Source organism: Streptomyces sp. Ru73 (assembly GCF_002920575.1).
GTDB lineage: Bacteria > Actinomycetota > Actinomycetes > Streptomycetales > Streptomycetaceae > Streptomyces.
Genome location: NZ_PQSQ01000017.1, coordinates 68,803 through 95,245, shown reverse-complemented (window position 1 = coordinate 95,245; position 26,443 = coordinate 68,803). Strand labels below are relative to the sequence as shown.

General features: G+C 73.3%; 24 protein-coding genes. 7 read left to right on the top strand and 17 right to left on the bottom strand.

Annotated features, from left to right (window positions below):
- Positions 1 to 3 precede the first annotated feature (3 nt).
- From C3486_RS11020 to C3486_RS11005, 4 genes are all read right to left on the bottom strand, one after another.
- Positions 4 to 1,332 (bottom strand): class I SAM-dependent RNA methyltransferase, encoded by a 1,329-nt coding sequence (locus C3486_RS11020; RefSeq protein WP_103832442.1) that lies wholly within the window; start codon positions 1,330 to 1,332, stop codon positions 4 to 6.
- A 100-nt stretch (positions 1,333 to 1,432) separates the two neighbouring features.
- Positions 1,433 to 3,484, bottom strand: a complete 2,052-nt coding sequence (locus C3486_RS11015; protein ID WP_103832441.1) for an APC family permease — start codon at positions 3,482 to 3,484, stop codon at positions 1,433 to 1,435.
- A 462-nt stretch (positions 3,485 to 3,946) separates the two neighbouring features.
- Positions 3,947 to 5,053 carry a CdaR family transcriptional regulator gene (locus C3486_RS11010; protein WP_103832440.1) on the bottom strand — a complete coding sequence of 369 codons (1,107 nt, stop codon included), beginning with the start codon at positions 5,051 to 5,053 and terminating at the stop codon, positions 3,947 to 3,949.
- Positions 5,054 to 5,140: 87 nt separating this feature from the next.
- Entirely contained in the window at positions 5,141 to 7,177 is a 2,037-nt protein-coding gene (locus C3486_RS11005; protein WP_103832439.1) for an NAD-binding protein, read from the bottom strand.
- A 123-nt stretch (positions 7,178 to 7,300) separates the two neighbouring features.
- On the opposite strand from C3486_RS11005, the gene C3486_RS11000 reads away from it, so the two are divergent.
- The 3 genes from C3486_RS11000 (at position 7,301) to C3486_RS10990 (ending at position 9,521) form a co-directional block, all read left to right on the top strand.
- Positions 7,301 to 7,996 carry an acetoacetate decarboxylase family protein gene (locus C3486_RS11000; protein ID WP_103832438.1) on the top strand — a complete coding sequence of 232 codons (696 nt, stop codon included), beginning with the start codon at positions 7,301 to 7,303 and terminating at the stop codon, positions 7,994 to 7,996.
- A gap of 188 nt (positions 7,997 to 8,184) precedes the next feature.
- A complete protein-coding gene (locus C3486_RS10995) occupies positions 8,185 to 8,853 on the top strand; it encodes a TrkA family potassium uptake protein (RefSeq protein ID WP_103832437.1) in 669 nt (222 codons plus the stop codon).
- Positions 8,850 to 9,521, top strand: a complete 672-nt coding sequence (locus C3486_RS10990; RefSeq protein WP_103832436.1) for a TrkA family potassium uptake protein — start codon at positions 8,850 to 8,852, stop codon at positions 9,519 to 9,521. Before C3486_RS10995 ends, C3486_RS10990 begins: the two co-directional genes overlap by 4 nt.
- A 68-nt stretch (positions 9,522 to 9,589) precedes the next feature.
- Here the strand turns inward: C3486_RS10990 and C3486_RS10985 are convergent, their stop codons facing one another.
- The 7 genes from C3486_RS10985 to C3486_RS10955 form a co-directional block, all read right to left on the bottom strand.
- Complete coding sequence (locus C3486_RS10985) at positions 9,590 to 10,366, bottom strand: DUF3159 domain-containing protein (RefSeq protein ID WP_103832435.1); 777 nt, start codon at positions 10,364 to 10,366, stop codon at positions 9,590 to 9,592.
- A gap of 3 nt (positions 10,367 to 10,369) precedes the next feature.
- Positions 10,370 to 10,768, bottom strand: a complete 399-nt coding sequence (locus C3486_RS10980; protein ID WP_103832434.1) for an OB-fold nucleic acid binding domain-containing protein — start codon at positions 10,766 to 10,768, stop codon at positions 10,370 to 10,372.
- A gap of 90 nt (positions 10,769 to 10,858) precedes the next feature.
- On the bottom strand, positions 10,859 to 11,542 hold the full coding sequence (locus C3486_RS10975) for a response regulator (RefSeq protein WP_103832433.1): 684 nt from the start codon (positions 11,540 to 11,542) through the stop codon (positions 10,859 to 10,861).
- A 65-nt stretch (positions 11,543 to 11,607) separates the two neighbouring features.
- Complete coding sequence (locus tag C3486_RS10970) at positions 11,608 to 14,154, bottom strand: ATP-binding protein (RefSeq protein ID WP_103832432.1); 2,547 nt, start codon at positions 14,152 to 14,154, stop codon at positions 11,608 to 11,610.
- Positions 14,155 to 14,559: 405 nt separating this feature from the next.
- Positions 14,560 to 15,321 (bottom strand): DUF3710 domain-containing protein, encoded by a 762-nt coding sequence (locus C3486_RS10965; RefSeq protein ID WP_103832431.1) that lies wholly within the window; start codon positions 15,319 to 15,321, stop codon positions 14,560 to 14,562.
- A gap of 1 nt (position 15,322) precedes the next feature.
- Entirely contained in the window at positions 15,323 to 15,856 is a 534-nt protein-coding gene (dut, locus tag C3486_RS10960) for a dUTP diphosphatase (RefSeq protein WP_103832430.1), read from the bottom strand.
- A complete protein-coding gene (locus C3486_RS10955; RefSeq protein WP_103832429.1) occupies positions 15,853 to 16,446 on the bottom strand; it encodes a PaaI family thioesterase in 594 nt (197 codons plus the stop codon). Before C3486_RS10955 ends, dut begins: the two co-directional genes overlap by 4 nt.
- Positions 16,447 to 16,504: 58 nt before the next feature.
- Here C3486_RS10955 and C3486_RS10950 point away from each other — a divergent pair, with 58 nt between their 5' ends.
- A complete protein-coding gene (locus C3486_RS10950; protein WP_103832428.1) occupies positions 16,505 to 16,948 on the top strand; it encodes a DUF3093 domain-containing protein in 444 nt (147 codons plus the stop codon).
- Positions 16,949 to 17,166: 218 nt separating this feature from the next.
- On the opposite strand, the gene C3486_RS10945 is transcribed toward C3486_RS10950, so the two are convergent.
- The 4 genes from C3486_RS10945 to C3486_RS10930 all read right to left on the bottom strand — a co-directional run bounded on the left by C3486_RS10945 (position 17,167) and on the right by C3486_RS10930 (position 20,806).
- Positions 17,167 to 17,964, bottom strand: coding sequence for a hypothetical protein (locus tag C3486_RS10945; RefSeq protein ID WP_258052702.1), 798 nt, complete (start codon positions 17,962 to 17,964; stop codon positions 17,167 to 17,169).
- A gap of 192 nt (positions 17,965 to 18,156) precedes the next feature.
- Complete coding sequence (locus tag C3486_RS10940; RefSeq protein WP_003982531.1) at positions 18,157 to 18,459, bottom strand: DUF4193 domain-containing protein; 303 nt, start codon at positions 18,457 to 18,459, stop codon at positions 18,157 to 18,159.
- Between the two features lie 438 nt (positions 18,460 to 18,897).
- Positions 18,898 to 20,142 (bottom strand): cell wall metabolism sensor histidine kinase WalK, encoded by a 1,245-nt coding sequence (locus tag C3486_RS10935; protein WP_103832427.1) that lies wholly within the window; start codon positions 20,140 to 20,142, stop codon positions 18,898 to 18,900.
- 10 nt (positions 20,143 to 20,152) lie between these two features.
- A complete protein-coding gene (locus C3486_RS10930; protein WP_103832426.1) occupies positions 20,153 to 20,806 on the bottom strand; it encodes a response regulator transcription factor in 654 nt (217 codons plus the stop codon).
- Between the two features lie 356 nt (positions 20,807 to 21,162).
- On the opposite strand from C3486_RS10930, the gene C3486_RS37215 reads away from it, so the two are divergent.
- Complete coding sequence (locus C3486_RS37215; RefSeq protein ID WP_169746148.1) at positions 21,163 to 21,336, top strand: hypothetical protein; 174 nt, start codon at positions 21,163 to 21,165, stop codon at positions 21,334 to 21,336.
- A 206-nt stretch (positions 21,337 to 21,542) separates the two neighbouring features.
- On the opposite strand, the gene C3486_RS10925 is transcribed toward C3486_RS37215, so the two are convergent.
- Together C3486_RS10925 and C3486_RS10920 are read right to left on the bottom strand one after the other, a co-directional pair.
- Complete coding sequence (locus C3486_RS10925; RefSeq protein ID WP_103832425.1) at positions 21,543 to 22,373, bottom strand: inositol monophosphatase family protein; 831 nt, start codon at positions 22,371 to 22,373, stop codon at positions 21,543 to 21,545.
- 126 nt (positions 22,374 to 22,499) lie between these two features.
- A complete protein-coding gene (locus tag C3486_RS10920) occupies positions 22,500 to 23,648 on the bottom strand; it encodes a ferrochelatase (RefSeq protein ID WP_103832424.1) in 1,149 nt (382 codons plus the stop codon).
- Between the two features lie 153 nt (positions 23,649 to 23,801).
- Between C3486_RS10920 and C3486_RS10915 the strand changes: the two genes are divergently transcribed.
- Both C3486_RS10915 and C3486_RS10910 read left to right on the top strand, forming a co-directional pair.
- On the top strand, positions 23,802 to 25,073 hold the full coding sequence (locus C3486_RS10915) for an MFS transporter (RefSeq protein ID WP_103832423.1): 1,272 nt from the start codon (positions 23,802 to 23,804) through the stop codon (positions 25,071 to 25,073).
- Positions 25,033 to 26,352, top strand: coding sequence for a D-arabinono-1,4-lactone oxidase (locus C3486_RS10910; protein WP_103832422.1), 1,320 nt, complete (start codon positions 25,033 to 25,035; stop codon positions 26,350 to 26,352). Before C3486_RS10915 ends, C3486_RS10910 begins: the two co-directional genes overlap by 41 nt.
- Positions 26,353 to 26,443 lie beyond the last annotated feature (91 nt).

The window sequence follows — 26,443 nt, the reverse complement described above, 5'->3', positions numbered from 1 at the left end:
GGCTCAGCCCTTCTTCTCCGCCGGCACCAGGATCGCCACGCACTCCACGTGGTGGGTCATCGGGAAGAGGTCGAAGGCCTGGAGGCGCTTCGGGGCGTAGCCGGCGTCGGCGAAGTAGGCCAGGTCGCGGGCGAGCGCGGCCGGGTCGCAGGCGACGTAGGCGATGCGGCGCGGGGTGAGGGAGGCGAGGTGCTCGACCGTGGCGCGGCCGGCGCCGGCGCGGGGCGGGTCGAGGACGACGAGGTCGACGTCGGTGATGCCGGTGCGGGGCAGGATCCGGTCGACCTTGCCGTGCTCGATGCGGACGCGGTCGGCGTCGGCGAGGTTGTGGCGGGCGTCCTCCACCGCGCGCTTGCCGGACTCGATGCCGAGGACGGCGCCCTTCTCGCCGACCCGGTCGGCGAGCGCGCCCGCGAAGAGGCCGACGCCGCAGTAGAGGTCCAGCGCCATGTCGCCCTTCTTGGGCATCAGGCCGCGCATGACCGCCTCGACCAGCATGTCGGCGGCCTGCGGGTGGACCTGCCAGAAGCCGCCGTTGCCGACGCGCCAGGTGCGGTCGGCGGCGCGCTCGCGGACGAAGGGGCGGCCGTGCACGCGGTGGACGGCCTTGTCCTTCTCGCCGATGCGCATCACGGAGACGGGCTTGTCCAGCTCGACGATCGGCAGGCGGCCGCCGGGCTTCGGCGTGAGGATGACCTGGCGGTCGTGCGAGCCGGACGCGGCGATGGCCTCGACCGTGGCGATCTGCGGCCAGTCCCGCTTCTCGATGCCCAGCTCGGAGACGCCGGGGGCGGCGATCATGCAGTGGTCGATGGGCTGGACCTCGTGCGAGCGGTGCTTGCGCAGGCCGGCCCGGCCCTCGGCGTCGATGGCGTACTGGACGCGGGTGCGCCAGGCCGGGACCTCCCCGGCGGGCACCTTGTCGCCGGGCGCGGGCACGACCGTGCCGTCCCAGCCCGCCTCCTCGGGGGTGAGGCCGGCCAGGCGCTGCAGCTGCTCGGCGATGACCTCGCCCTTGAGGCGGCGCTGGGCGCCGGGCTTGGCGTGCTGCCAGTCACAGCCGCCGCAGCGGCCGGGCCCGGCGAACGGGCACGGGGCCTCGACCCGGTCCTTGGAGGCGGTGAGGACCTGCACCGCGTCGGCGCGCAGGAAGCGGGCGCCCTCCTCGCCGTCGGTGACCTTGGCGATCACGCGCTCGCCGGGCAGGGCGTGGCGTACGAAGAGGACCTGGCCCGCTTCCGTGCGGGCGATGCAGTGGCCGCCGTGCGCGACGGGGCCGACCTCGACCTCGTACTCCTCGCCGACCAGCGACTTCCTCGGTTCTGTCTGCATGGCGGGCGAGCTCCAAAAAACGTGGGTGGTACGGCGGGACAACAGCCTTCGAGTCTACGTCCCGCCGTACCACCCCCATGACCACCGGGGAGCGTGCTCCCTACTTCTTCGTGGCCGCCTTCTCCTTCTTCGGCTGGGCGACCGGGCCGCGGCGGACCGAGCCGGGCGCGTTCCACTCGGCGCGCTTGCGGGCGCGGACCTTGGCGGCCTCGGAGGAGTCCAGCTGCCAGGGGACTGAGGTGACCATCACACCCGGGGTGAAGAGGAGCCGGCCCTTCAGGCGCAGCGCGGACTGGTTGTGCAGCAGGTGCTCGTACCAGTGGCCGACGACGTACTCGGGGATGAAGACCGAGACGACGTCGCGCGGGCTCTCCTTGCGCAGCGACTTCACGTACTCGATGAAGGGGCGGGTGATCTCCCGGTACGGGGAGGCCAGGACCTTCAGCGGGACCTCGATGCCGCGGCGCTCCCACTCGGCGCGCAGCGCCTTGGTGTCGGCCGGGTCGACGTCCACGCTGACCGCTTCGAGGGAGTCGGAGCGCATCAGCTTGGCGTAGTTCAGGGCCCGCAGGGTCGGCTTGTGGACCTTGGAGACCAGGACGATGGAGTGCACGCGGGAGGGGCGGGCGATCTCGTCGTCGGGCGAGTCCGCCGCGGCGATCTCGTCGGCCACCCGGTCGTAGTGCTTCCGGATGGCGGTCATCGTCACGTAGAAGATGACCATGCCGAGCAGGGCGACCCAGGCGCCGTGGCTGAACTTGGTGACCAGCACGACGACCAGGACCAGCCCGGTGAAGGTGGCGCCGAAGGCGTTGATCGCCCGGGAGCGGTGCATCCGGCGCCGCTTGGCCTGGTCCTTCTCGGTGGTCAGGTGGCGGTTCCAGTGCCGGACCATGCCGATCTGGCTGAGCGTGAAGGAGACGAAGACGCCGACGATGTACAGCTGGATGAGCCGGGTGGAGTCGGCGCCGTAGATGTAGACGAGTATCGCGGCGGCACCGGCGAGCAGCACGATGCCGTTGGAGAACGCGAGCCGGTCGCCGCGGGTGTGCAGCTGGCGCGGCAGGTAGCGGTCCTGCGCGAGGATCGAGCCGAGCAGCGGGAAGCCGTTGTAGGCGGTGTTCGCGGCGAGGAAGAGGACCAGTGCGGTGGCGGCGGCCAGGATGATGAAGGGCAGTGTGCCGTCGCCGAAGACCGCGGCCGCGACCTGCGAGATCACCGGGTTCTGGGTGTAGCCGGAGCCGACCGGGTGTCCGTTGTGCAGCAGGTCGGTGGCCGGCTTCTCGGCCATCTTCACGCCGGTGGTCATGGCCAGCACGATGATTCCGCAGAACATCGTGACGGCCAGGCCGCCCATGAGGGCCAGCGTCGTGGCGGCGTTCCTGGACTTGGGCTTGCGGAAGGCGGGCACGCCGTTGGAGATCGCCTCGACGCCGGTGAGCGCCGCACAGCCGGAGGAGAACGCGCGGAGCAGGAGGAAGACCAGCGCGAAGCCGGCCAGGCCGCCCTGCTCGGCGTGGATGGTGTAGTCGGCCGTGGGGGCCTTCATGGTGTCGCCGAGGACCAGGCCGCGGAAGGCGCCCCAGAGGATCATGGCGAAGACGCCGAGGACGAAGATGTACGTGGGGATGGCGAAGAGCTTGCCCGACTCCTTCACGCCCCGCAGGTTCATCAGCGTGAGCAGGACGATCATGGCGATGGCGCAGAACGTCTTGTGCTCGACCACGAAGGGGATCGCCGAGCCCAGGTTCTCCACTCCGGAGGCGATGGAGACGGCGACGGTGAGGACGTAGTCGACCAACAGCGCACTGGCCACGGTGAGCCCCGCCTTGGGGCCGAGGTTGGTGGTGGCCACCTCGTAGTCACCGCCGCCGCTGGGGTACGCGTGCACGTTCTGCCGGTACGACGCCACGACCGTGAACATCAGGACCACGACGGCGACCGCGATCCACGGGCTGAAGTGGTACGCGGACACGCCGGCCACGGACAGGACGAGCAGCACCTCCCCCGGCGCGTACGCCACGGAGGAGAGCGGGTCGGAGGCGAAGACGGGGAGTGCGATGCGCTTGGGGAGAAGCGTCTCTCCCAGCTTGTCGCTGCGCAGTGCGCGCCCGATCAAGATGCGTTTGGGCACGTCGGTCAGTTTGGACACGCAGAGGATGCTAAGCCTTCGTCAAGGGCGTCGCCCACCCGCCACCCGAGGGGGCGAAGGGACTGCCGGGGATGCCGCCCGACTGGTCCGCAGGGCCTTGCGGGCGGCCCGCCGGGGGGTGCGGAATCCGTTGTCCCCGCGGTGCCGGACGGCTTCGGAAGGACCCCTTCCGCACCCCTCGAACGGCGGAACTGCCTGCCCCGGGCGGGGTGTCCGCACCCTCACCCCCGTGGAGGGTGGAGACATCCGATCCGCTGCGGGCGGCCCGGCGGGCGGCCAGACCCCTGACGCTGTGCCGCCCGCCGTGCACCCGCCGGTGCGCCCCGATGGTGGCATTCGCCACGGCCTCGGCACATTGCCGGTTCCCGGCAATCTTTACGGGATTTTGATGGCCTGCCAACCCTCGCTTGGCCCCCGCCGGACGGCCCGGGAAGGCGGGTGCGGGGCGGACGGACGGGGCGGCTACAGCGGCCGTTCCGGCCAGCCCAGCACGCGCGCGCCCATCGCCGCCGTCTCCAGCGTGTAGCGCTGCAGCCCGTCGGCCGGGTCGTAGCCGGTCAGCTCCTTGATGCGGGCCAGCCGGTAGGACAGGGTGCGCACGCTGACCTGCAGCCGGCGGGCCGCCTCGGCGTTCACGTACGCGGTCGCCGCGCACGCCCAGATCGTCTCCAGCAGCGGCCGCGCGCCGCCGCGCCCCTCGGTCAGCGGCCCCAGCACGCTGCGCACGAGGTCGGCCATGGCGGCCCGGTCACGCAGCAGGACGGGGAAGACCAGCAGGTCGGCCGCGTGCAGTACGGGGTCGGACAGCTCCAGCTGGGTCGCCAGCTCCAGCGCGCCCAGTGCCTCCTCGTACGAGGTGACGACGCCGCCTGCGCCGGCGTGCGGCCGGCCGAGCGCGACCCGGTCCGCGCCGCGCCCGCCGGGGCCCGAAGCACGCGCGTACCGCGCGAAGGCGTCCAGGGTGCCGTCCCGGCCGCCCGGCGCCACGCACACCAGCCGCCCGCCCTTGGTGGCGATCAGCACATCACGGTCGCCGAACCGGCTCAGCAGCTCCCGCTCCACGCGCCGGGCCACCGGGTGCAGGTCGTCGAAGCGCTCCGGGCCCTCGGCGACGGCCACCGCGTGCTCCCCGGCCAGCAGCAGCCCGAAGCGCTCGGCCCGCTCCGCCAGCCGGCCCAGGTCGCTGCGCCCGTAGAGCAGGTCGTCGACGAATTCGCGGCGCGCCGCCTCCTCCTGCCGGACCGCGAGCCGCTGGGCCCGCTCGTGGCCCTCGCCGAGCGCGGCGACCGCCGCCTCGACGGCCGCGAGCAGCGCGTCCCCGGTACGGGCCCGCTCCCCGGCGCCGGCCGCCCGCGCCACACCGGGCAGCGAGCCCCACAGCCGGCGGGTCTCCGCCAAATAGCGGCCGATCAGCTCGCGCAGCCCCAGGCCGTCCTCGGCGGCCCGCTCCCCCAGCTCGCGCAGGGCCGCCAGCTCCTCGCGGCGGGGCAGCCGCCCGGTCCGCGAGACCTCGTCGAGGAGGTCGGCGTACTCACCGAGGTCGTGCGGTTCCGCTGCGGCGCGCTCCACTGGTCGTGCTCCCTGCCACCGTGCCTGCCGGCTCCCGCGGGCCGGCTCCGGGGCCTTGATTGCCGACTCCCGGACATCGGGACGCTATCAATCCTGCCGGGATCCGGCAGATCCCTCGCTCTGCCGGTCCTCCGCGGGGCCCGGCCGGCGGCCCAGCAGCTCCCCCAGCCCCTCCCGGGTGGCGGCGATGACCACCCGGTCCTGGGGCCGCAGGACGTAGTCGGGCGGCAGGTCGCGGACCAGCCGGGCGGGCTCCCAGTGCTGCGCGTGCGCCGCCATGGTCTCCGGGTCCTCGACCGGATCGGTGGACGCGCCGCTGTTCACGGCCACCACCCGCAGCCGCCCGGCCCGGAACACGTCGGCGGGCTTGCGGCCCACCAGCTCGGGCTGGCCGCGCACGTCCACGTGCGCGACGAGCAGCAGCCGGCGCTCCACGGGGATGGCGCCCAGTATCTGGCGGCCCATCATCGCGCCGGCGAAGGCGGGCGCCGCCAGGAAGGAGACGCTGCGGCTGCGGGTCACGGCGGTGGGGTGGGCGGCGCGCAGGGTGCGGTAGACGGCGGTGGCGAACCGGTCGTCGAAGAGCCGCAGCGTCACACGCAGCTGCGGCTTGACCGACCTGGCGTACAGCGACGCCTCCAGGTTCGTACTGTCCTCGCTGGTCAGGGCGAGGAGGGTACGGGCGCGGGCGATGCCGGCCGCCTCCAGCACGCCGTCCTCGGTGGCGTCGCCCAGCACGGTCGGCACCCGCAGCCGGCGGGCCAGCGGAATGCCGCGCGCCTCGGGGTCCTCCTCCACGCAGACCACGGGGACGCCCAGCTCGCGCAGCCGGGCCAGGACGCGGGTGCCGACCTTGCCGAGGCCGAGGAGGACGACGTGCCCGGAGAGGCCGCGCGGCGGGCGGCGCAGCGTGGCGGCGTTGCGGAAGGTGCCGAGCGCTTCGAGGGCCGCGGCGACCAGTACGGGCAGCAGGAGCAGCCCGGTGACCCCGGAGAGCAGCTGCAGCACCTTGCGGGCCATGGGTTCGTCGAGCGCGGGGTCGTTGATCGCGAAGAGGTCCAGCAGCGAGAGGTAGACGGCGTGCGCGGGCCGCGCGCCGGTGAGCAGCGTGGAGAGGACGGCCAGCGTCAGCACGGTGGCGACGATGCCGGCGACGGCCCAGCGCAGCCGCCGGGAGAAGAGCGAGCCGAGGGGCGCGCCGCGGCCGGTGAGACGGCGGGCAGGCGGCCGGCGCCCCCGGTAGGAAACGGTCTCCAGCGCGACCGTGGCCCGGCCGGCGGCCGCCGCGGCCGTGGCCTCGTCGGGCAGCAGCGTCGGCCCCTCGTCCTCCTCGGCCGGGCGCCGGTGGCCGCGGCCGTGCCGGGACCGGGCGGGCGGCGGCACCGGCGCGGGCCCGCCCTCGTGCGCGGTCTCGTCGGAGGCGGCGGGGGACAGCAGGGCGAGGGTGGCCAGGCTGCGGTCGGCGCGCGGCGGGGGCTGCGCGCCCGGGGTGTGCTCCACGGCCCGCAGCAGCAGCCCGTCGACCTCGATGACCTTGCTGGTGCCGGCCACGGCGGTGGCGGTGAGCGCGGGCGCGACCGTGTCGGCGTCGGAGAGGACGGTGGTGGAGGCGTCGATGTCGGAGGTGTCGGACCAGACGACGGCGGCCGCCTGGTCCAGCAGCTCCTCCAGGTGCTGCCCGAGGCGGCGGTTGTAGAGGCGGATGACCAGCCGCAGCGCGGGGTTCATGCGGCGGGCGCGCAGCGCGGCGTGGATGTTGGTCTCGTCGTCGTCATAGACCAGGGCCAGCGCGCCGGCCTCCTCCACACCCGCCGCGGTGAGCGTCTCGTCGTCCGGCTCCGCCGCCTGCAGGACGCGTACCGGCCCGGCCTCGTCCGCGGCGTCCGGCCCGCCCGTGCCGTCGCCGGGTCTGCCGCCGTCGCCGGTGCCCGTCCGGCCCACCGCAGCGGTCATCCGTCCGAACAGCGCGCTCGCCCGGCCGAGGCCGCCGCGGGCCGGCTCGGGGACGCGGGGGCCGCGCGGGTCGCGTACGGAGGGGACGACGAGGGTGACCTGTTCGCGGTAGACCTCGCGCAGCTCGACGGCGAGCCGGTGGGCCAGTGAGTCGTCGCCGCACACCACCATGTGCGGCGCTGACGGCATCGGCGGGGACTGCTGTGGCACAGGTGACAGGGAAGACACATCGAACAGGATGCCTTCCGAAGATCACGAAGACAGCCCCTTCCGGACCGGACCGAGGAGTACCGCATGACCGATCCGACCGGCACGCCGCCGGAACCCGGTTACCCCGCACCGCCCTGGCGGGCCCGCGGCACCCTGTGGCTGTCCCTCGTCACCGCGCGCGATCCGCTGCCGCTCCCCGCCGACCTCGCGCCCCTCGGCAGCCGGCGCCTGCTCGCCGTACTGCTCGTGCGGTACGTGACGGGGACGCTCCGGTACGACGAGTTCGCGGTCGGCTCCCCGGCCCGCCGCGGCCGGCACGTGGGCCTGTACTGCCACGGCATCTGGGTGGACTCCGCGGCGTCGCTGCGCGGCGGCCGGGGCCTGTGGGGCATCCCGAAGGAGCCGGCCCGCTTCTCCTGGGGCGAGGACACCGTGCGCGTGGCCGACGACACGGGAACGCTCGCGGCCCTCCGCGTGGGGACGCGTACCGGGTGGCGCGTCCCCGTGCCGTACGCCCCCGCCTCCTGCTTCGGGCGCATCGGCGCGGACCGCACCCACCTCGCCGGACGGGTCGCGGGGCGGCTGGGGGCCGGCCGGGCCGAGGTGCTGGAGTGGGGGGCGCGGCTGCCGGAACTGCGGCGCCCGGAGCCCGTCGGCACCCTCGCCGTGCGCCCCGCGCGCTTCTTCTTCCCCGCGGGAACCCGCCTGGGCCGGGCAGGGGCACCGGACCCGCGGCCCGGGGAAGGGGTCGGGCCGTCCGGCCAAGGGCAGGCATCCTGACGCCCGGCGTGCCCGTTACGGTGGTGTCGCACATCAGCGGGGGCAACCGCCCCGTTGCCGCATAAGCTCGTGACCGGGCGGTGCCGGGGCCGGGTGCCCCGGGCGGGCCGGTGCGCCGGAAAGAAAGTTGTGAGCAGGGTGTTGAGGCAGGCCAGCTGGCCTACGAGGAGTGCGGGGTAAGCGGGACGATGCACATCGTCATCATGGGCTGCGGGCGGGTCGGATCCGCGCTCGCACAGACCCTGGAGAACCAGGGGCACACGATCGCCGTGGTCGACCAGGACCCGACCGCCTTCCGGCGGCTGGGCTCCTCCTTCGGGGGCCGCCGGGTGACCGGCGTCGGCTTCGACCAGGACACGCTGCGCGAGGCGGGCATCGAGGAGGCCGGCGCCTTCGCCGCCGTCTCCAGCGGCGACAACTCCAACATCATCGCCGCCCGGGTGGCCCGCGAGATGTTCGGCGTGGAGAACGTCGCGGCCCGCATCTACGACCCGCGCCGCGCCGAGGTGTACCAGCGCCTGGGCATCCCGACCGTGGCGACCGTCCGCTGGACCGCGGACCAGATGCTGCGCCGGCTGCTGCCCTCGGGCGCCGAGCCGCTGTGGCGGGACCCCAGCGGCGGCGTGCAGCTCGCCGAGGTGCACACCGACGCCTCCTGGGTCGGCCACAAGGTCAGCCGGCTCCAGGAGGAGACCGGCGTGCGGGTGGCGTTCCTCACCCGGCTGGGCGAGGCCATACTGCCGACCTCGCAGACCGTCCTGCAGGAAGGCGATCTGGTGCACGTGATGATGCGCACCGATGACGTGGAGAAGGTCGAGGCGGCGTTCGCCGAGGGCCCCGAGGAGGCAGGCGCATGAGGGTCGCGATCGCTGGTGCGGGAGCCGTCGGGCGTTCCATCGCGGGCGAGCTCCTGGAGAACGGCCACGAGATCCTGCTGATCGACAAGGCGCCGACCGCCATCTCGGTGGAGCGGGTGCCGCAGGCGGAGTGGCTGCTGGCCGACGCCTGCGAGATCACCTCGCTGGACGAGGCGGCGCTGCAGCGGTGCAACGTCGTCATCGCGGCGACCGGTGACGACAAGGTCAACCTCGTCGTCTCGCTGCTGGCCAAGACCGAGTACGGCGTGCCGCGGGTGGTCGCCCGCGTCAACAACCCCAAGAACGAGTGGCTCTTCAACGAGGCGTGGGGCGTCGACGTGGCGGTCTCCACGCCGCGCCTGATGTCCGCGCTGGTGGAAGAGGCGGTGAGCGTCGGCGACCTGGTACGGCTGCTGCGCTTCAGCCACGGCGACGCCAACCTCGTCGAGCTGACGCTGCCGCCGGAGGCGGCGCTGGCGGGCACGCAGGTGGGCGACGTGGAGTGGCCCGAGGACACCTCCCTGGTGACGATCATCCGCGGTACGCGGGTGCTCACGCCGAACAAGGAGGACGCGCTGGAGGCCGGTGACGAGCTGCTGTTCGTCGCGGCACAGGCGCGGGAGGAGCAGCTGGAGGACCTGCTGTCGATGCGGAAGCCCGCGGAGTAGGCGCTCGCCGACGTACGGAAGGGCCCGGGACCGTCGTGGTCCCGGGCCCTTCTCCGTACGCGGAGTGCTCACATGCCGGGCGCGTCGGCCTTGGCCTGCTCGGCCTCCTTGGCCTTCTCCTCGGCCTCCATCTCCGCGATCACGTCGATCGGGGCCGGGGCCTTCGCCAGGAAGATCCAGGTGAGGTAGACGCAGAGCAGGAACGGCGGGATGCCGAGCGCGACCTTCACCCAGCCCAGCTGCGTCGCGTCGCCCCACCAGTACAGCGGGAAGAGGATCGCGGACTTGGCGAGCAGGATGATGCCCCAGGCCCAGGTGGCCTTGGTGTACGCGCGGAAGCGGCCGGGGTTGCGGGTGCGCCAGGAGAGGTTCTCGCGCAGGATCGGGCCGAGCAGCACGCCGATCAGCGGGAACCGGAAGAGCGCCGAGAGGATGTAGACGACCGCGAGCCCCAGCGTGTAGAGCATGCCGGGCAGATAGAAGTTCTTGGCGTCGCCGGACATCATCGCGAAGACCGCGCCGAAGGCCACGCCGAAGACGCCGCTGAAGGCGTGCTTGAGGGTCTGCTTGCGGGCGAGCCGGGCCAGCGCGAGGACGACCGAGAGGCCGACGGCCACGATCGCGGCGGTCTGGATGTCCCGCTTGATCGTGTAGATCAGGACGAAGACCAGGCCGGGCACGGTGGTGTCCACCATGCCCCAGACCCCGCCGAACGCTTCGAGGAGCGCCTTCTCGGCCGATGCCTTGCCGGGGGCGTGCGCCCCCCTGCGATGGCCGGACGGCGCCGTCGCGTCGCCCGCGGGCTGGTCCTCGTGGCTCGTGGTCGTCTTCTCGAACGACGTCACCGGCTACTCCTGTCCGAGCGGTCGGAGTTCGTACTTCGGATTGAACAGCACCCGGCGCCCGTGGCTCATGGAGATCCGGCCGGAGGCGATGAGCTTACGGCCCGGCTCGATGCCCGTGATGGCGCGGCGGCCGAGCCAGACCACGTCCAGCGCCGCCGAGCCGTCGAACAGCTCGGCCTCCAGCGCCGGCACCCCGGCCCGGGGACGCAGCGTGACGTGCCGCAGCGTACCCGTCACCGTGACGATCTGGCGGTCGCCGCAGTCACGGATGGGGGTGCAGCCCACGTCCTGCGTGTCCTGCTGCAGCTCGGCGGACTGCAGCTCCTCCTCGGAGGAGGACAGCCTGTCGAGCATCCGGCGGAAGCGTCCGGCCGGCTTCTCGGAACGGGTCCCAGCACTCATGCAGCCAGCGTACCGGCCGTCTCCCGGCGGGATCACCGGCCCGAGCGGCGGGATCGCGCGCGTGCGGCGCCCGACGGCGCCGGATACGGATCACTGTTCGAAGCGGTAGCCCATGCCCGGCTCGGTGACGAAGTGCCGCGGGTGCGACGGATCGCTCTCCAGCTTGCGCCGCAGCTGGGCCATGTAGACCCGCAGGTAGTTGGACTCGGTGCCGTACGAGGGGCCCCACACCTCCTGGAGCAGCTGCTTCTGGCTGACCAGGCGGCCGGTGTTGCGGACCAGGACCTCCAGCAGATGCCACTCCGTGGGGGTGAGCCGCACGTCCCGGCCGCCGCGGTTGACCTTCTTGGCGGCCAGGTCGACGGTGAAGCCGTCCGTCTCGACCAGCACGGCGGCGTCGGCGGACCCGGTGGGCTCGGCGCGGCGCACGGCGGCGCGCAGCCGGGCCAGCAGCTCGTCCATGCCGAACGGCTTGGTGACGTAGTCGTCGGCGCCCGCGTCCAGCGCCTCGACCTTCTCGTCGGAGGTCTGCCGCGCGGAGAGCACCAGGACCGGCACCCGCGTCCAGCCGCGCAGGCCCCTGATCACGTCCACGCCGTCCATGTCGGGCAGGCCGAGGTCCAGGACGATCACGTCGGGGTGGCGGGCGGCGGCGAGCCGGAGCGCGGTGGCGCCGTCGGGTGCGGCGTCCACCTCGTACTTGCGCGCCTTGAGGTTGATCACGAGGGCGCGGACGATCTGCGGCTCGTCGTCGACCACGAGCACCCGGGTCATCGGGCCTGCCTTTCCCGCGGACGGCCCGGTGGCCGCCGCAGTCGGTGTACGGGGAGCGGGCGCGGTCATGTCGTCGCCCGGGCGGGAAGGCCGGGGGCGACCGGCGGGTGGCCGGGCGCCGCGCGCAGGGTGAGGACCATGGTCAGACCGCCTCCTGGGGTGTCCTCGGCGGCGAGGGTGCCGCCCATGGATTCGGCGAAGCCGCGGGCGACGGCGAGCCCGAGGCCGACGCCGGCGCCGCGCGGCGCGTCGCCGTACCGCTGGAACGGCTCGAAGATGCGGTCCTTCGCGGAGTCCGGGACGCCGGGGCCGCGGTCCACGATGCGTACCTCCACGCGCTCGCCGAGGGCGCTGGCGGCGACCGTGACGGGCGCGCCGTCCGGGCTGTACTTGACGGCGTTCTCGACGAGGTTCGCGACGCACCGCTCCAGCAGCCCCGGATCGACGGCGACGATCGGCAGTTCCTCGGGGATGTCCAGGCAGACGCTGCCCTCGGGGACGCCGCCGAGCGCCATCGGGACGACCTCGTCCAGGTCGGCGTCGCGGATCAGCGGGGTGACCGTGCCGGTCTGCAGCCGGGACATGTCCAGGAGGTTGCCGACCAGGTGGTCCAGCCGGTCGGCGCCGTCCTCGATGCCGGCCAGCAGCTCGGCCTCGTCCTCCTCGGACCAGGACACGTCGTCGGAGCGGAGCGAGGTGACGGCGGCCTTGATGGCGGCGAGGGGCGTGCGCAGGTCGTGGCTGACGGCGGCGAGCAGCGCGGTACGGATGCGGTTGCCCTCGGCCAGCTCACGGGCCCGCTCGGCCTCACCGACCAGCCGCTGGCGGTCCAGGACGACGGCGGCCTGGGCGGCGAAGGCGCCGAGCACCCGGCGGTCCTCTGCGGGCAGCTTGCGGCCGGTGAGCGCGAGGGCCATGTGCTCGTTGACGGGCATGTCCACGTCCGCGTCCTCGGGGCGGCGCGGCGCCCGGCCCTCGCCGACGCTGCCCGCGCAGGTCCACGGCTCCACGTCGCTGCCGCGCTCCAGGAGGGCCACGGCGTCCATGGCGAAGGTCTCGCGCACCCGCTCCAGCAGGGCGTCCAGCGTGGTCTCGCCGCGCAGCACGCTGCCGGCCAGGAAGGAGAGGATCTCCGCCTCGGCGCGCAGCCGGGCCGCCTGGTGCGTACGGCGGGCCGCCAGGTCCACCACCGAGGCGACGGCCACCCCGACCGCGAAGAAGATCGCGATGGCCACGATGTTCTCGGGGTCGGCGATGGTGACGCTGTGGGTGGGCGGCGTGAAGTAGAAGTTCAGCAGGACCGACCCGACGGCCGCCGAGGCGAGCGCGGCCGCCAGCCCGCCGAGCAGCGCGGCCGCCACGGTCAGGAAGAGGAAGAGCAGCACGTCGTTGGCGAGCCCGGGGCCGCTGTCGATGTTGTACAGCAGCAGCGTCAGCAGGACCGGGCCCAGGACGCCGGTGAGCCAGCCGGCCAGCACCCGGGAGCGGCTGAGCCGGGCACCGCGCGCGACCGGCAGCCCGCGGCCCTTGGCGACCTCGTCGTGCGTGACGATGTGGACGTCCAGGTCGGGCCCCGAGTCGCGGGCGACGGTCGCCCCCACCCCGGGCCCGAGGACGTACTGCCAGGTCTTGCGGCGGCTGGAGCCCAGCACGATCTGGGTGGCGTTCACCCCGCGCGCGAACTCCAGCAGGGCGCTGGGCACGTCGTCGCCGATGACGTGGTGGAAGCTGCCGCCCAGGTCCTCCACCAGGGTCCGCTGGACGGCCAGCTCCTTGGGCGAGGCGCCGGTGAGCCCGTCGCTGCGCGCGATGTAGACGGCCATGACCTCGCTGCCGGAGGCCTTGGCGGCCATCCGGGCCGCGCGCCGCAGCAGGGTCTTGCCCTCGGGGCCGCCGGTGAGGCCGACGACGATGCGCTCGCGGGCCTGCCAGGTGGAGCGGATGGAGTGCTCGGCGCGGTACTGCTGGAGGTACTCGTCGACCCGGTCGGCCACCCACAGCAGCGCCAGCTCGCGCAGCGCGGTGAGGTTGCCGGGGCGGAAGTAGTTGGAGAGCGCGGCGTCGACCTTGTCGGACGCGTAGATGTTGCCGTGCGCCATCCGGCGGCGCAGCGCCTGGGGCGACATGTCGACAAGCTCGATCTGGTCGGCGCGGCGGACCACCTCGTCGGGGACGGTCTCGCGCTGCCGCACGCCCGTTATCGACTCGACCACGTCACCGAGTGACTCCAGGTGCTGGATGTTGACGGTGGAGATCACGTCGATGCCGGCCTCGAGCAGCTCCTCGACGTCCTGCCAGCGCTTGGCGTTGCGGGAGCCGGGCACGTTGGTGTGCGCCAGCTCGTCGACCAGCGCGACGGCGGGCCGGCGGGCCAGTACGGCGTCCACGTCCATTTCGGTGAAGGTGGTGCCCCGGTGGCTCAGCTCGCGGCGGCCCAGCTCCTCCAGGCCGTGCAGCAGCACCTCCGTGCGCGGCCGGTCGTGGTGCTCCACGAAGGCGACGACGACGTCCGTGCCGCGCTCCAGCCGCCGGTGCGCCTCGGAGAGCATCGAGTACGTCTTGCCGACGCCCGGCGCCGCGCCGAGGTAGATGCGAAGCTTGCCGCGTCCCATGGCCCCATTGTCTTACCGTCGAGCTGCCCATGACCGGGCCGTTACCGCTGCCGACCCTACCGACCGGGAACAGGACGAACGCCGCATACGGGGACCCGGCGGAACGGTTTTGACGCGACCCTGACGGCCACGGCGGGGCGGGCAGCTGTGGGGGCGGCGGGGCTGTCGGTGCCGCCCATTACTGTGTTGAGAAGGGGACCCCAAAACACCCCCGTAGGGGGAACGAGGGGCGAAACGGTAAGGCGGCACGCGGCCGCACCCTGCCGTCCCCGCGGCCCGCGGCGCCCCTGCAGTACGGCGGCACGGGCGACGGCACCCCTGCAGTCCCTGCAGTACGGCGGCACGCGGCCCGCGAAGCCCCTCCGTACGGGGCGTCGCGGGCCGCCGGGATGCGTGCGGGCGCGGTCAGCGGATCTCGGTGATCTCCGGGCCGCGCTCCAGGCGCTCCACGCCGCCGCCGAAGCGGGACTGCGAGGCGTCGTCCTGCTGGACGCCCTCGGGCACCATCTGGGCGTCCTCGGGCAGCTTGAGGACGATCGGGTCGCGGGGCGCCATCGGGCCGTCGCCGCGCACCACGACCGTGTCCCGGAAGATCTGCTCCAGCAGCCCGGCGGCCTGCGGCTGCACCGCGCCCTGGCCGGAGATCACGCCGCGCAGGAACCAGCGCGGGCCGTCCACGCCGACGAACCGCACGACCTGCACGCCGTTCGTCCCGTCGGGCAGCTGCACCGGCACCTGGGCGCGCAGCTCCCAGCCCAGCGGGCCGTCGACCTCGTCGATGACGCCGCCCTGCTGGGTGATGCCGGAGGCGATCTCCTGCCGGACCTCGCCCCAGATGCCCTCGTTCTTGGGGGCCGCGAAGGCCTGCAGCTGCACGGCGCTGTCCTGCAGCACGATGGTCGCCGCGACGATCGCGTCACCCGCGACCTCCACCCGCAGCTCCATGCCCTCCACGCCCGGCACGAAGAGGCCGCCCAGGTCCACCCGGCCCTCGCCGGGGTTGCCGACCTCGGAGACGTCCCAGGGGCCGTCGGGGCGCGGGGCCGGCGGCAGGTTCACGCCGTAACTCTCCTCGTCCGCGCCGGACTCGTCCGTCGTCTCCTCGGCAGGATCGACCGCCTCGACCGCGTCGTCTGGAGCCTCGTTCTTCTTGCGACGTCCGAACACGTCACTGTCCTTCCCGGTCGGCACCGACCGATGCGTATCCATTCCCGCCCGTGGGGCCGCCCACCGCCGCATGGCCGCCGGTGGACCCGAATCCCCCCTCGGCCCGCGCCGAGCCGGGAAGCTCCGCCACCTCGTGGAAGCGCACCTTCTCGACCTGCTGGACGACCAGTTGGGCGATCCGGTCGAACCTCTCGAACCGCACGGTCTCGCGCGGGTCCAGATTGACCACGATCACCTTGATCTCCCCACGGTACCCGGCATCCACCGTCCCGGGGGCATTCACGAGCGCCACACCGCAGCGGGCAGCGAGGCCCGACCGCGGGTGCACGAACGCGGCGTACCCCTCGGGCAGCGCGATGGCCACCCCCGTGGGCAGCACCGTCCGCTCCCCCGGGGCCAGTTCGGCCGCCTCGGTGGTCACGAGGTCGGCCCCCGCGTCGCCCGGGTGCCCGTAGGCGGGCAGCGGAACCTCCGGATCGAGCCGCCGGATCTGCACGTCCACGGGGTTCCGCGGCTCCTGTGCCTGAGGGGTCACGGGTTCACCTCGAATGCGCGGGCGCGGCGTACCTGGTCGGGGTCGGCCATCGCGGCCCGGATCTCCTCGGGCCGGCCGTTGTCGATGAAGTGCTCGACCTTCACCTCGATGAAGACGGCCTCGGCGCGGACGGCGACCGGGCCGTCCGGGCCGCCGATCCGGCCCTCGGCGCGGGAGTAGATCTTCCGTCCGTGCACGGCGGTGACCTCGGCGTCCAGGTGCAGGACCGTGCCGACCGGCACCGGGCGCAGGAAGTCGGTCTCCAGCCGGCCGGTCACCGCGATGGCCTGCAGCAGCCAGTTGAGCGAGCCGAGCGTCTCGTCCAGGGCCGTGGCCAGCACGCCGCCGTGCGCGAGGCCCGGGGCGCCCTGGTGGGCCTCCTTGACGGTGAACTCCGCGCTGACGCGTACGCCCTCGCCGGCCCGCGCCTCCAGGTGCAGGCCGTGCGGCTGCTCACCGCCGCAGCCGAAACATCGGTCGTAGTGCGCGCCGAGCAGTTCTCCGGGCGCCGGGGCGTCGGGGTGCCGTACCGGCGGGGTGGCCTCCGGGGGCGGCGTCAGCCGGGTCGGCGAATCATTGGCTCCACTCACAGGTGGAGACCCTACCCGCGCGCGCGGAGCATGCGCGCGCACGTGCAAAGCTGGACCCATGCAGTCGTACGAAGAACGCCTCACCGCCCCCCGTTCCTGGTGGGTGATCGCCGCTGCCGTCGGTGTCGCCTGCGCGCTGATGCTGCTGCCGCTCGGGACGCTGCCGATGCTGGGCGGGCTGGTGGGCGGCGCGGCGCTGGCCGCGGTGCTGGTGAGCGCGTACGGCTCGGCCCGCATCCGGGTCGTGGCGGGCTCGCTGATCGCGGGGGACGCGAAGATCCCGGCCGCGGCGCTGGGCGAGGCGCACGTCCTGGACGCCGAGGAGGCGCGGGCGTGGCGTACGTACAAGGCGGACACCCGGGCGTTCATGGTGATGCGGAGCTACATCCCGACGGCGGTGCGGGTCGAGGTGACCGATCCGGAGGACCCGACGCCGTACGTCTACTTGTCGACGCGGCGTCCGGAGGAGCTGGCGGCGGCGCTGGCGGCGATCCGGGCCTGAGGGCCGGGCATCCGGGCCGTCCGGGCCGTCTGAGTGTCCGGGCTGTTCGAGTCGTCCGGGTCCGGGGCCGCCGGTCGCGCCGGAGACGAGAGGGGCTCGGGGAGAGAGCGGTACGGAGGTCTCGCGGGGCGGTCTCGCGGGGCCGCGGGGGTATGGGGCTCCTGGCGAGGGGCTTATGGCGAGCGGGAGGCCGTACGGGGCTGCTGGCGTGAGCCGGGTCAGTCGTCGTCTCTGCCGGGCTCGCGGCGGGTGGTCAGCCGGGGTCTGGCACGTCCGTCGAGCCACTTGCGGCGGGGCCGGGCGGGATCGGGGAGCGCGTCCCAGGGGACCTGGCGGCGCCGCAGGTCCTGGCGGACCTTGGCGGCCAGCTTGGCGGTGTCCCTGCGGTTCATGACCGCGCCGACGGCGGCGCCCACCATGAAGGGGGTCATGCTGGGGAGGTTGCGCATCATGCGCTTCATGATCTGCTGGCGCAGCTCGCGCTTCATCTGGCCGCCGAGCGCGAGGTTCAGCGAGGCGGGCGCGGCGATGTCGACGCCGCGCTCCTCCGTCCATGCCTGGAGGTAGGCCAGGCCACGGGCGCCGAAGCCGCCCTGCGCACGGAGGCCGTAGACCTCGTGCAGCTCGGCGATGAGTTTGATCTCGACCGTGGCCACGCCGACGACCTCGGCGGCCAGCTCGGCCGGCATCGCGGGCGGCACCGGCAGCATGGCCGCCGCGCCCACTCCGGCACCGACGGTGGCGGTGCTCCTCGTCGCCCCCGCGACGAGTTTGTCGGCCAGCTCCTCGGGGGTCAGGCCGGGGAACTGGCGGCGCAGCGTCGCCAGGTCGCGGACCGGGATCCGCGGGGCGGTCTCGATGATCCGGTCGGCGGCCCAGGAGAGCCCCGACCGCACCGTGGCGCCGCGCTTGCGCGCGCCGTCCGCCGTTCTGGCCGCGAGCGTGGCCGCGCGGCCACGCTCCCTCGGCGCTCGGGTGTCCCGCTCCGCGGGGAGGGCGGCCTGGTCGGCGGGCACGGGCGCGGTTTCCTCGCGTGATCGTGCGCCGGCCGCCGGACCGGTCTCGCCCTGCTTGCCTCTACGGAACGGTTTCACTGAGCTTCACCTCACGCCGTCGTCCCGGTGACCGGGGCTCGCTGCGGCGTCCGCCGGGGAGACCACCGGGGGTCTCCCTCGCGGGTGCGTGCGCGCCATGGCCCCGGCCCGCCCTCAGGCCGCGCAGTCGCGGCAGATGGGCTGGCCGTTCTTGTCCTCCGCGGCCAGCTGGCTGCGGTGGTGGACCAGGAAGCAGCTCATGCAGGTGAACTCGTCCTGCTGCTTGGGCAGGACCCGCACGGCGAGCTCTTCGTTGGACAGGTCGGCGCCGGGCAGCTCCAGGCCCTCGGCCTGCTCGAACTCGTCGACGTCGACGGCCGAGGCGGACTTGTCGTTCCGCCGCGACTTCAGCTCTTCGATGCTGTCCTCGTTGAGGTCGTCATCGGTCTTGCGTGGTGTGTCGTAATCCGTAGCCATGGTCGCTCTCCCCCTCTGGGTGTCTGCGGTGTCTCAGCGCTCGTAACGCGTGAGAGGCCGGACTTGTGCCCGACCTGAGGCGGAGATTTTGCCTCACATCAAGGTCTGTTACTCAATCGACACCCAACCGCACCCCTGAAGAGGTGATCGGATTGGATGGCGATAGGACCGTACACGGTCCTAAAGTCGCACCTCGCGCTTGCCATCACGTGTACTTCCCGTGATCGGACCCCCGGGAAACCCGGAGTTTCCCGGCCTTCCGGAGGCCATGGCGATCACGGAGAGTAGACGACACGGAATTCGCGCCTGTGATCGATCACACACGTCCGGACTCGCGAACGGACCGGTCGAATTCCGCGCAAAGCGAACTCGGGGCGAAGGATGACCGGCCGCCCCGGGCCGCGTCAAGCCGGACCCGCGGGCGCGTGGCCGGAACACTCACACCGGGAGCACCACGCGCATGTCCAGGCCCCCGCCCTCCCGCGGCACGGCCGTGATCTGCCCGTCGTGCGCCCGGACCACGGACCGCACGATGGACAGGCCGAGGCCCACGCCCTTGTCGCTGCCCGTGCGCTCCGTACGGAGCCGTCTGAACGGTTCGAAGATGTTCTCCACCTCGTAGGCGGGGACCACCGGGCCCGTATTGGAGACCACCAGCACCGCCCAGCCGGGCTGCGCCTCGGTGGTGACCTCCACCCATCCCTCGGGGACGTTGTACCGCACGGCGTTCTGTACGAGGTTCAGCGCGATGCGCTCCAGGAGGACGCCGTTGCCCTGCACGAAGACCTGCTTGCGTACCCCGCGCAGCTCCACGCCCTTGGCCTCGGCCTCGGCGCGGGCCTGTTCGATGGCCTGCGAGGCGACCTCGGAGAGGTCGACCGGCTTCCGGTCCACGATCTTGTTCTCGCTGCGCGCGAGCAGCAGCAGTCCCTCGACGAGCTGTTCGCTGCGCTCGTTGGTGGCCAGCAGGGTCTTGCCCAGCTGGGCCAGCTCCGGCGAGGCGTCGGGGTCGGCGAGCTGCACTTCGAGGAGCGTGCGGTTGATCGCCAGGGGGGTGCGCAGCTCGTGCGAGGCGTTCGCCACGAAGCGCTGCTGCGACTCGAACGCGCGGTCCAGCCGGTCCAGCATCTCGTCGAAGGTGTCGGCGAGCTCCTTCAGCTCGTCGTCCGGGCCGCCCAGCTCGATCCGGCGGTGCAGGTCCGAGCCGGCGACCCGCTGCGCGGTCCGCGTGATGCGGCCCAGCGGCGAGAGGACGCGGCCCGCCATCGCGTACCCGAAGGCGAACGCCACGATGGTAAGGCCGACCAGCGCCATCAGGGAGCGGTTCAGCAGGTTGTTCAGGGCCACCGCGCGCTGCTGGGAGATGCAGGTGTTGATGGCCGAGTTCAGCTGGTCGACGTTGTTGGTGGCCGCGCCGGGGCAGCGGTCGGTGACGATCCGGAAGTCCGAGCCGATGATCTTGAACGGCAGCTGGTTGCCGTCCTGGAGCGCGTTGGCGGCCAGCATGTAGATGATGGCGAGCAGCACGATGCCGGCCATCAGGAACATTCCGCCGTACAGCAGCGTGAGCCTTATGCGGATGGTCGGGCGCAGCCAGGGGAACGGGCGGACCGGCGGCTTGGGGTCCCAGGTGGGCTTGGGCGGTGCGGGCGGCGACGGGGGCGCCGCGGGTGTGGTGGCCATGGTGGGGTGCTCAGATCCGGTAGCCGGAGCCCGGTACGGTCACGATCACGGCGGGCTCGCCGAGCTTGCGGCGCAGCGTCATGACGGTCACCCGGACGACGTTCGTGAAGGGGTCGGTGTTCTCGTCCCAGGCCTTCTCGAGCAGCTGCTCGGCCGAGACGACCGTGCCCTCGCTGCGCATCAGGACCTCCAGCACCGCGAACTCCTTGGGCGCGAGCTGGACCTCCTTGCCGTCGCGGAAGACCTCGCGGCGGTTCGGGTCGAGCTTGATGCCGGCGCGCTCCAGGACCGGCGGCAGCGCCACGGTCGTGCGGCGTCCGAGGGCCCGTACGCGGGCGGTCAGCTCGGTGAACGCGAACGGCTTGGGGAGGTAGTCGTCGGCGCCGATCTCCAGGCCCTCGACGCGGTCGCTGACGTCGCCGGAGGCGGTCAGCATCAGGACGCGGGTGGGCATGCCCAGCTCGACGATCTTGCGGCAGACGTCGTCGCCGTGGACCCGCGGGAGGTCGCGGTCCAGCACGACGACGTCGTAGTCGTTGACCGCGATGCGCTCCAGCGCGGCCGCGCCGTCGTACACCACGTCGACCGCCATGGCCTCCCGGCGCAGTCCGGTGGCCACCGCATCGGCGAGCAGCTGCTCGTCCTCGACGACGAGTACACGCACGTCGCTAGTCCTTCCTCACGGCCCCGCCGGGCAGGGCGCACACAAAATTCGAGCACGTCCATCCTGCCCCGAAGAGCCGTAAACCGGCTGTAAGAGGAGGTGCGGGGGCCCACAGGGTGACTGCGGCTACCCGATTGGCAGCGATTCACCGCCCCTCTGAGGTTTCCGTGAGGTTCGGCATGGGGAGGACGATTGCACACTCGCGATCACGCCCTGCACGACGCCGTACCCAGATGCTCCGGACGGCAGCCCGCAGGGACCACGCCGTGATCTCCCTCTGCCACACCCCCGTGGACGAGGGGCCCACACCCGTCGGCACACCCCCGTGCCACCGACCCACGACGAGGGGGCGCACCATGGACGCGTTCACCGCAGGCATTCTGCAGCGCATAAAGAACACCGAAGCCGACCTGGACCGGGCCCGCGAAACCGGCGACGACTTCCTCGCCGACGTCGAGCAGGCCGAGCTGGAGGACCTGCAGCGGCTGGCCTCCGAGCACGGCGTGGAGGTCGGCGCTCCGAGCGCCTGACTCCGCCTCGCCCAGTGACGAGGGCGCCTCGGCACCGAGGGGACGGTGCCGGGGCGCTTTGTCGTGTCCGGGCCCGTACGGGGGCTGCACGGCCGCTGTGCGGGCCGTACGCGGCCGGGGCGGGGTCGTACGGCGGCGTACGGGCTGTACGCGCTGTACGGCGTCCTGCGGGTCTGCGGGACCCGTACGGCGCCTCCGGGGCCCCGTCAGTCGTGCCAGGCGCCCAGGTCCTCCAGCAGCGGCTGCAGGGCCTCGAACACGGCCGGGGAGCCGGCGACGGTGAGCTCCGGGGACACCGGCTCGCCGGGGCGGCCGCCGGTGCGGGCGCCGGCCTCGCGGGCGATCAGCTCGCCGGCCGCGAAGTCCCAGGGGTTCAGTCCCCGCTCGTAGTAGGCGTCGAGCCGGCCGCAGGCCACGTCGCAGAGGTCGATCGCGGCCGAGCCGCCGCGCCGGATGTCACGCACCTGCGGGAGCAGGGAGCCGAGCACGGCGGCCTGGGCGGCGCGCCGCTCGGCCACGTACCCGAAGCCGGTGCCGACCAGCGCCTGGGAGAGCGGCGGCGCGGGCCGCACCCGGACCGGCGCGCCATTCAGGAAGGCGCCGCCGCCGAGCACGGCGTGGCTGGTCTCGCCGCGCTCCGGGGCCGCGACCACGCCGACGATCGTCTCGCCGTCCTTCTGGGCGGCGATGGAAACGGCCCAGGAGGGCAGCCCGTAGAGGTAGTTGACCGTCCCGTCGATCGGGTCGATCACCCAGCGCACGCCGCTGGAGCCCTCGGTGCTGGCGCCCTCCTCGCCCAGGAAGCCGTCCTCGGGGCGGCGCTCGGAGAGGAACGCGGTGATCAGCTTCTCGGAGGCGACGTCCATCTCGGTGACGACGTCGATGGGGCTGGTCTTCGTGGCGGCCACGCCGAGGTCGGCGGGGCGGCCGTCGCGCAGCAGCTCACCGGCCCGGCGGGCGGCCTCCAGAGCCAGCGCGAGAAGTTCGTCCGTCGGTTCACCGCTGTGCGGCGCGGCGTCCTGCAGGGGATCGGACACGGTGCTCCTTGTTCGTACGGAAGGTCCCGCCGAGGCCGCACGGGGCGGGTCGGCGGGCCGCCGCGGGGTGGGCGCCCGCGGGCCGGGCAGCCGGGCCGCACGCCGTCGGGCGGCCCGGGACGGGCTTCAGGCCCCCGCCGGCGCGCCGCTCCAGTCGGCGCCGGCCGCGGCGGGCCGGGGGGTGCGGGCCGGGCAGCAGCCGACCGGACAGAGGTCGTGGCTGGGCCCGAGGGCGCCCAGCGCGCAGCGCTCCGGGGAGCGGCCCCGCTCGGCCGCTGCACGCTCCAGGAGCAGGTCGCGGACGGCCGCGGCGAACCGCGGGTCGGCGCCGACGGTGGCGGAGCGGACGACCGGCAGGCCCAGCTCGGCGGCCTTGGCGGTGGCCTCCGTGTCGAGGTCGTACTTGACCTCCATGTGGTCCGAGACGAAGCCGATGGGGGCCATGACGACGGCCGGGACGCCCTGGGCGTGCAGCGTCTCCAGGTGGTCGCAGATGTCCGGCTCCAGCCAGGGGATGTGCGGGGCGCCGCTGCGGGACTGGTAGACGAGCTGCCAGGGGTGGGCCGTGCCGGTCTCCTCGCGGACCGCGTCGGCGATCACCTGTGCCACGTCCAGGTGCTGGGCGACGTACGCGCCGCCCGCGCCGCCCTCGGTGTGCTCCTCGGGCCGCCCCGAGGTGTCGGCCGCAGCGGTGGGGATGGAGTGCGTGGTGAACGCGATGTGCGCGCCGGCGCGGACATCCTCGGGCAGCTCGGCGAGCGAGGCGAGCACCCCGTCGACCATGGGGCGGACGAAACCGGGGTGGTTGAAGTAGTGCCGCAGCTTGTCCACCTGCGGCACCTCCAGGCCCTCGGCCGCCAGCGCCGCGAGCGCGTCGGCCAGGTTCTCCCGGTACTGCCGGCAGCCGGAGTACGAGGCGTACGCGCTGGTGGCCAGCACGGCGATGCGGCGGCGGCCGTCCCGGACCATCTCGCGCAGGGTGTCGGTGAGGTACGGCGCCCAGTTGCGGTTGCCCCAGTACACCGGGAGGTCCAGGCCGTGCTCGGCGAAGTCCTTGCGCAGGGCGTCCAGCAGCTCGCGGTTCTGCGCGTTGATCGGGCTCACGCCGCCGAACAGGAAGTAGTGCTGCCCCACCTCCTTCAGGCGCTCGCGCGGGATGCCGCGGCCGCGCGTCACGTTCTCCAGGAACGGGACGACGTCGTCCGGGCCCTCGGGGCCGCCGAAGGAGAGGAGGAGCAAAGCATCATAGGGAGCAGGCACTGGCTGTTCGGACATGTGGCGATCCTCCCACCCGCCACTGACAGCCGGGAAACCGGAGGCACCGATGGCGCGCCGCCCGTAAGCTGTATGACTGCAGTACGTTCCTTACTGCAGTCCTGACCCGGCTCACCGCGGCTGCCGCGGAACTCACTCGGCGGAGCACCCCCCTTGCCCAGTCCCTACCGCGCCCTGTTCGCCCGGCCCGGCACGAAGTCCTTCTCGGCCGCCGGGTTCCTGGGGCGGATGCCGCTGTCCATGACCGGCATCGGCATCGTCACGATGGTCTCCCAGCTCACCGACCGCTACGGCCTGGCGGGCGCGCTCTCCGCGACGGTGGCGCTGTCCGCCGCCGTGCTCGGCCCGCAGATCTCCCGGCTGGTGGACCGGCACGGCCAGCGCCGCGTCCTGCGCCCCGCCACCCTCGTGTCGCTCGCCGCGCTCGCCGCCCTGCTGGTCGCCGCCCAACAGCGCTGGCCCGACTGGACGCTGTTCCTCTTCGCCGCCTGCGCGGGCTGCGTGCCGAGCGTGGGCGCCATGGTCCGCTCCCGGTGGGCCGAGGTGCACCGCGGCTCCCCCGAGATGCTGCACGCCGCGTACTCCTGGGAGTCGATCGTCGACGAGTTCTGCTTCATCGTCGGGCCGATCCTCGCCATCGGGCTGTCCACGTCGTGGTTCCCCGAGGCCGGGCCGCTGCTGGCCGGCCTCTTCCTCGCCGCTGGCGTCTTCTGGCTGACCGCGCAGCGCGCGACCGAACCCGTGCCGCACCCCCGCGAGCACCACACCAAGGGCTCCGCGCTCCGCTCCCGGGGCCTGCAGGTCCTGGTGGTCACCTTCACCGCCACCGGCGCGATCTTCGGCGCCATCGACGTGGTGACCGTCGCCTTCGCGGAGGCCGAGGGCCACAAGGGCGCGGCCAGCCTCGTCCTCGCGATCTACGCGCTCGGCTCCTGCCTGGCCGGCGCGGTCTTCGGGATGCTGCGCCCGGCCGGCCCGGCAGCACGCCGCTGGATACTGGGCGTGCTGGCCATGGCCGTGAGTATGATCCCGCTCCAACTGGTCGGGAACCTGCCGTTCCTGGCCGTGGCGCTCTTCGTCGCGGGCCTGACCATCGCTCCCACGATGGTGACCACCATGGCCCTGGTCGAGCAGCACGTACCACGCGCGCAACTGACCGAGGGCATGACCTGGACGAGCACCGGGCTCGCGGTCGGGGTGGCGCTCGGCTCGTCGGCCGCCGGCTGGGTGGTGGACGCGGCCGGGGCCCGTGCGGGGTACGCCGTGCCGGCCGTGGCCGGAGCGCTCGCGGCCGCGGTCGCGTTCCTCGGATACCGCCGGCTGCGGCCGGCGCCGAAGCGGGCGGGGGCGCCGCTGCCCCCGGTCACGGGAGGGCTGAGCGCACATGACAGTGGTTCGAGCGACTCGGGAGAGCGCGTGGCGTAACTGGGCGGGGAACGTCGAGGCGCACCCCGTACGGAGCGTCGCACCGGCCTCCACGGAGGAACTGGCCGCCGCGGTACGGGAGGCGGCCGCCGACGGGCTCACCGTGAAGGCGGCCGGCACCGGCCACTCCTTCACCCCGGCCGCGGCCACCGACGGCCTCCTCATACGCCCCGAGCGGCTGACCGGCATACGGAAGGTCGACCGCGCCGCCGGCACCGTCACCGTGGCCGCCGGCACGCCCCTGAAGGTCCTCAACGCGGCGCTCTCCGGGCAGGGCCTGTCGCTGACCAACATGGGCGACATCATGGAGCAGACGGTCTCCGGCGCCACCAGCACCGGCACCCACGGGACCGGCCGGGACTCCGCCTCCCTGTCCGCGCAGATCGTCGGCCTGGAGATGGTCACCGCCGACGGCTCCGTACTGCGCTGCTCCGCACAGGAGAACGCGGACGTCTTCGCCGCTGCCCGGCTGGGGCTGGGCGCGCTCGGCGTCCTCACGGAGCTGACCTTCGCGGTCGAACCGGAGTTCCTGCTCACCGCCCGGGAAGAGCCGATGCCGTTCGACCGGGTGACCGAGGACTTCGACGCCCTCGTCGCCGAGAACGAGCACTTCGAGTTCTACTGGTTCCCGCACACCGGGAACTGCAACACCAAGCGCAACAACCGCAGCCAGGGCCCCGCGGCGCCCAACGGCACCGTCAGCGGCTGGGTCGACGACGAACTGCTCTCCAACGGCGTCTTCCAGGTGGCCTGCGCGGTCGGCAAGGCCCTGCCCGCCACCATCCCCGGCATCGCCAAGCTCTCCAGCCGCGCGCTCTCCGCCCGTACGTACACCGACATCCCGTACAAGGTGTTCACCAGCCCGCGCCGGGTGCGCTTCGTGGAGATGGAGTACGCCGTCCCCCGGGAGGCCGCGGTCGCGGCACTACGGGAGCTGCGCGCGCTGGTCGAACGCTCCGGCTTCCGGATCAGCTTCCCCGTGGAGGTGCGCACCGCGCCCGCCGACGACATCCCCCTGTCCACGGCCTCCGGGCGGGACACCGCCTACATCGCGATGCACATGTACCGGGGCACGCCGCACGAGGCGTACTTCACGGCCGCCGAGCGCATCATGACCGCGCACGGCGGCCGGCCGCACTGGGGCAAGCTGCATACCCGGGACGCGGACTACCTGGCGGCGGCCTATCCGCGCTTCGGGGAGTTCACCGCGCTGCGCGACCGGCTGGACCCGGAGCGGGTGTTCGCCAACCCGTACCTGAGCCGGGTGCTCGGCGACTGACGGCCGGAGACGGGCTCACGGGCGGGCCCGGCGGCCGGCGGCCGGGGACGCGCGAAGGGGCCCGGGCGGTCGTGCCCGGGCCCCTTCGGCG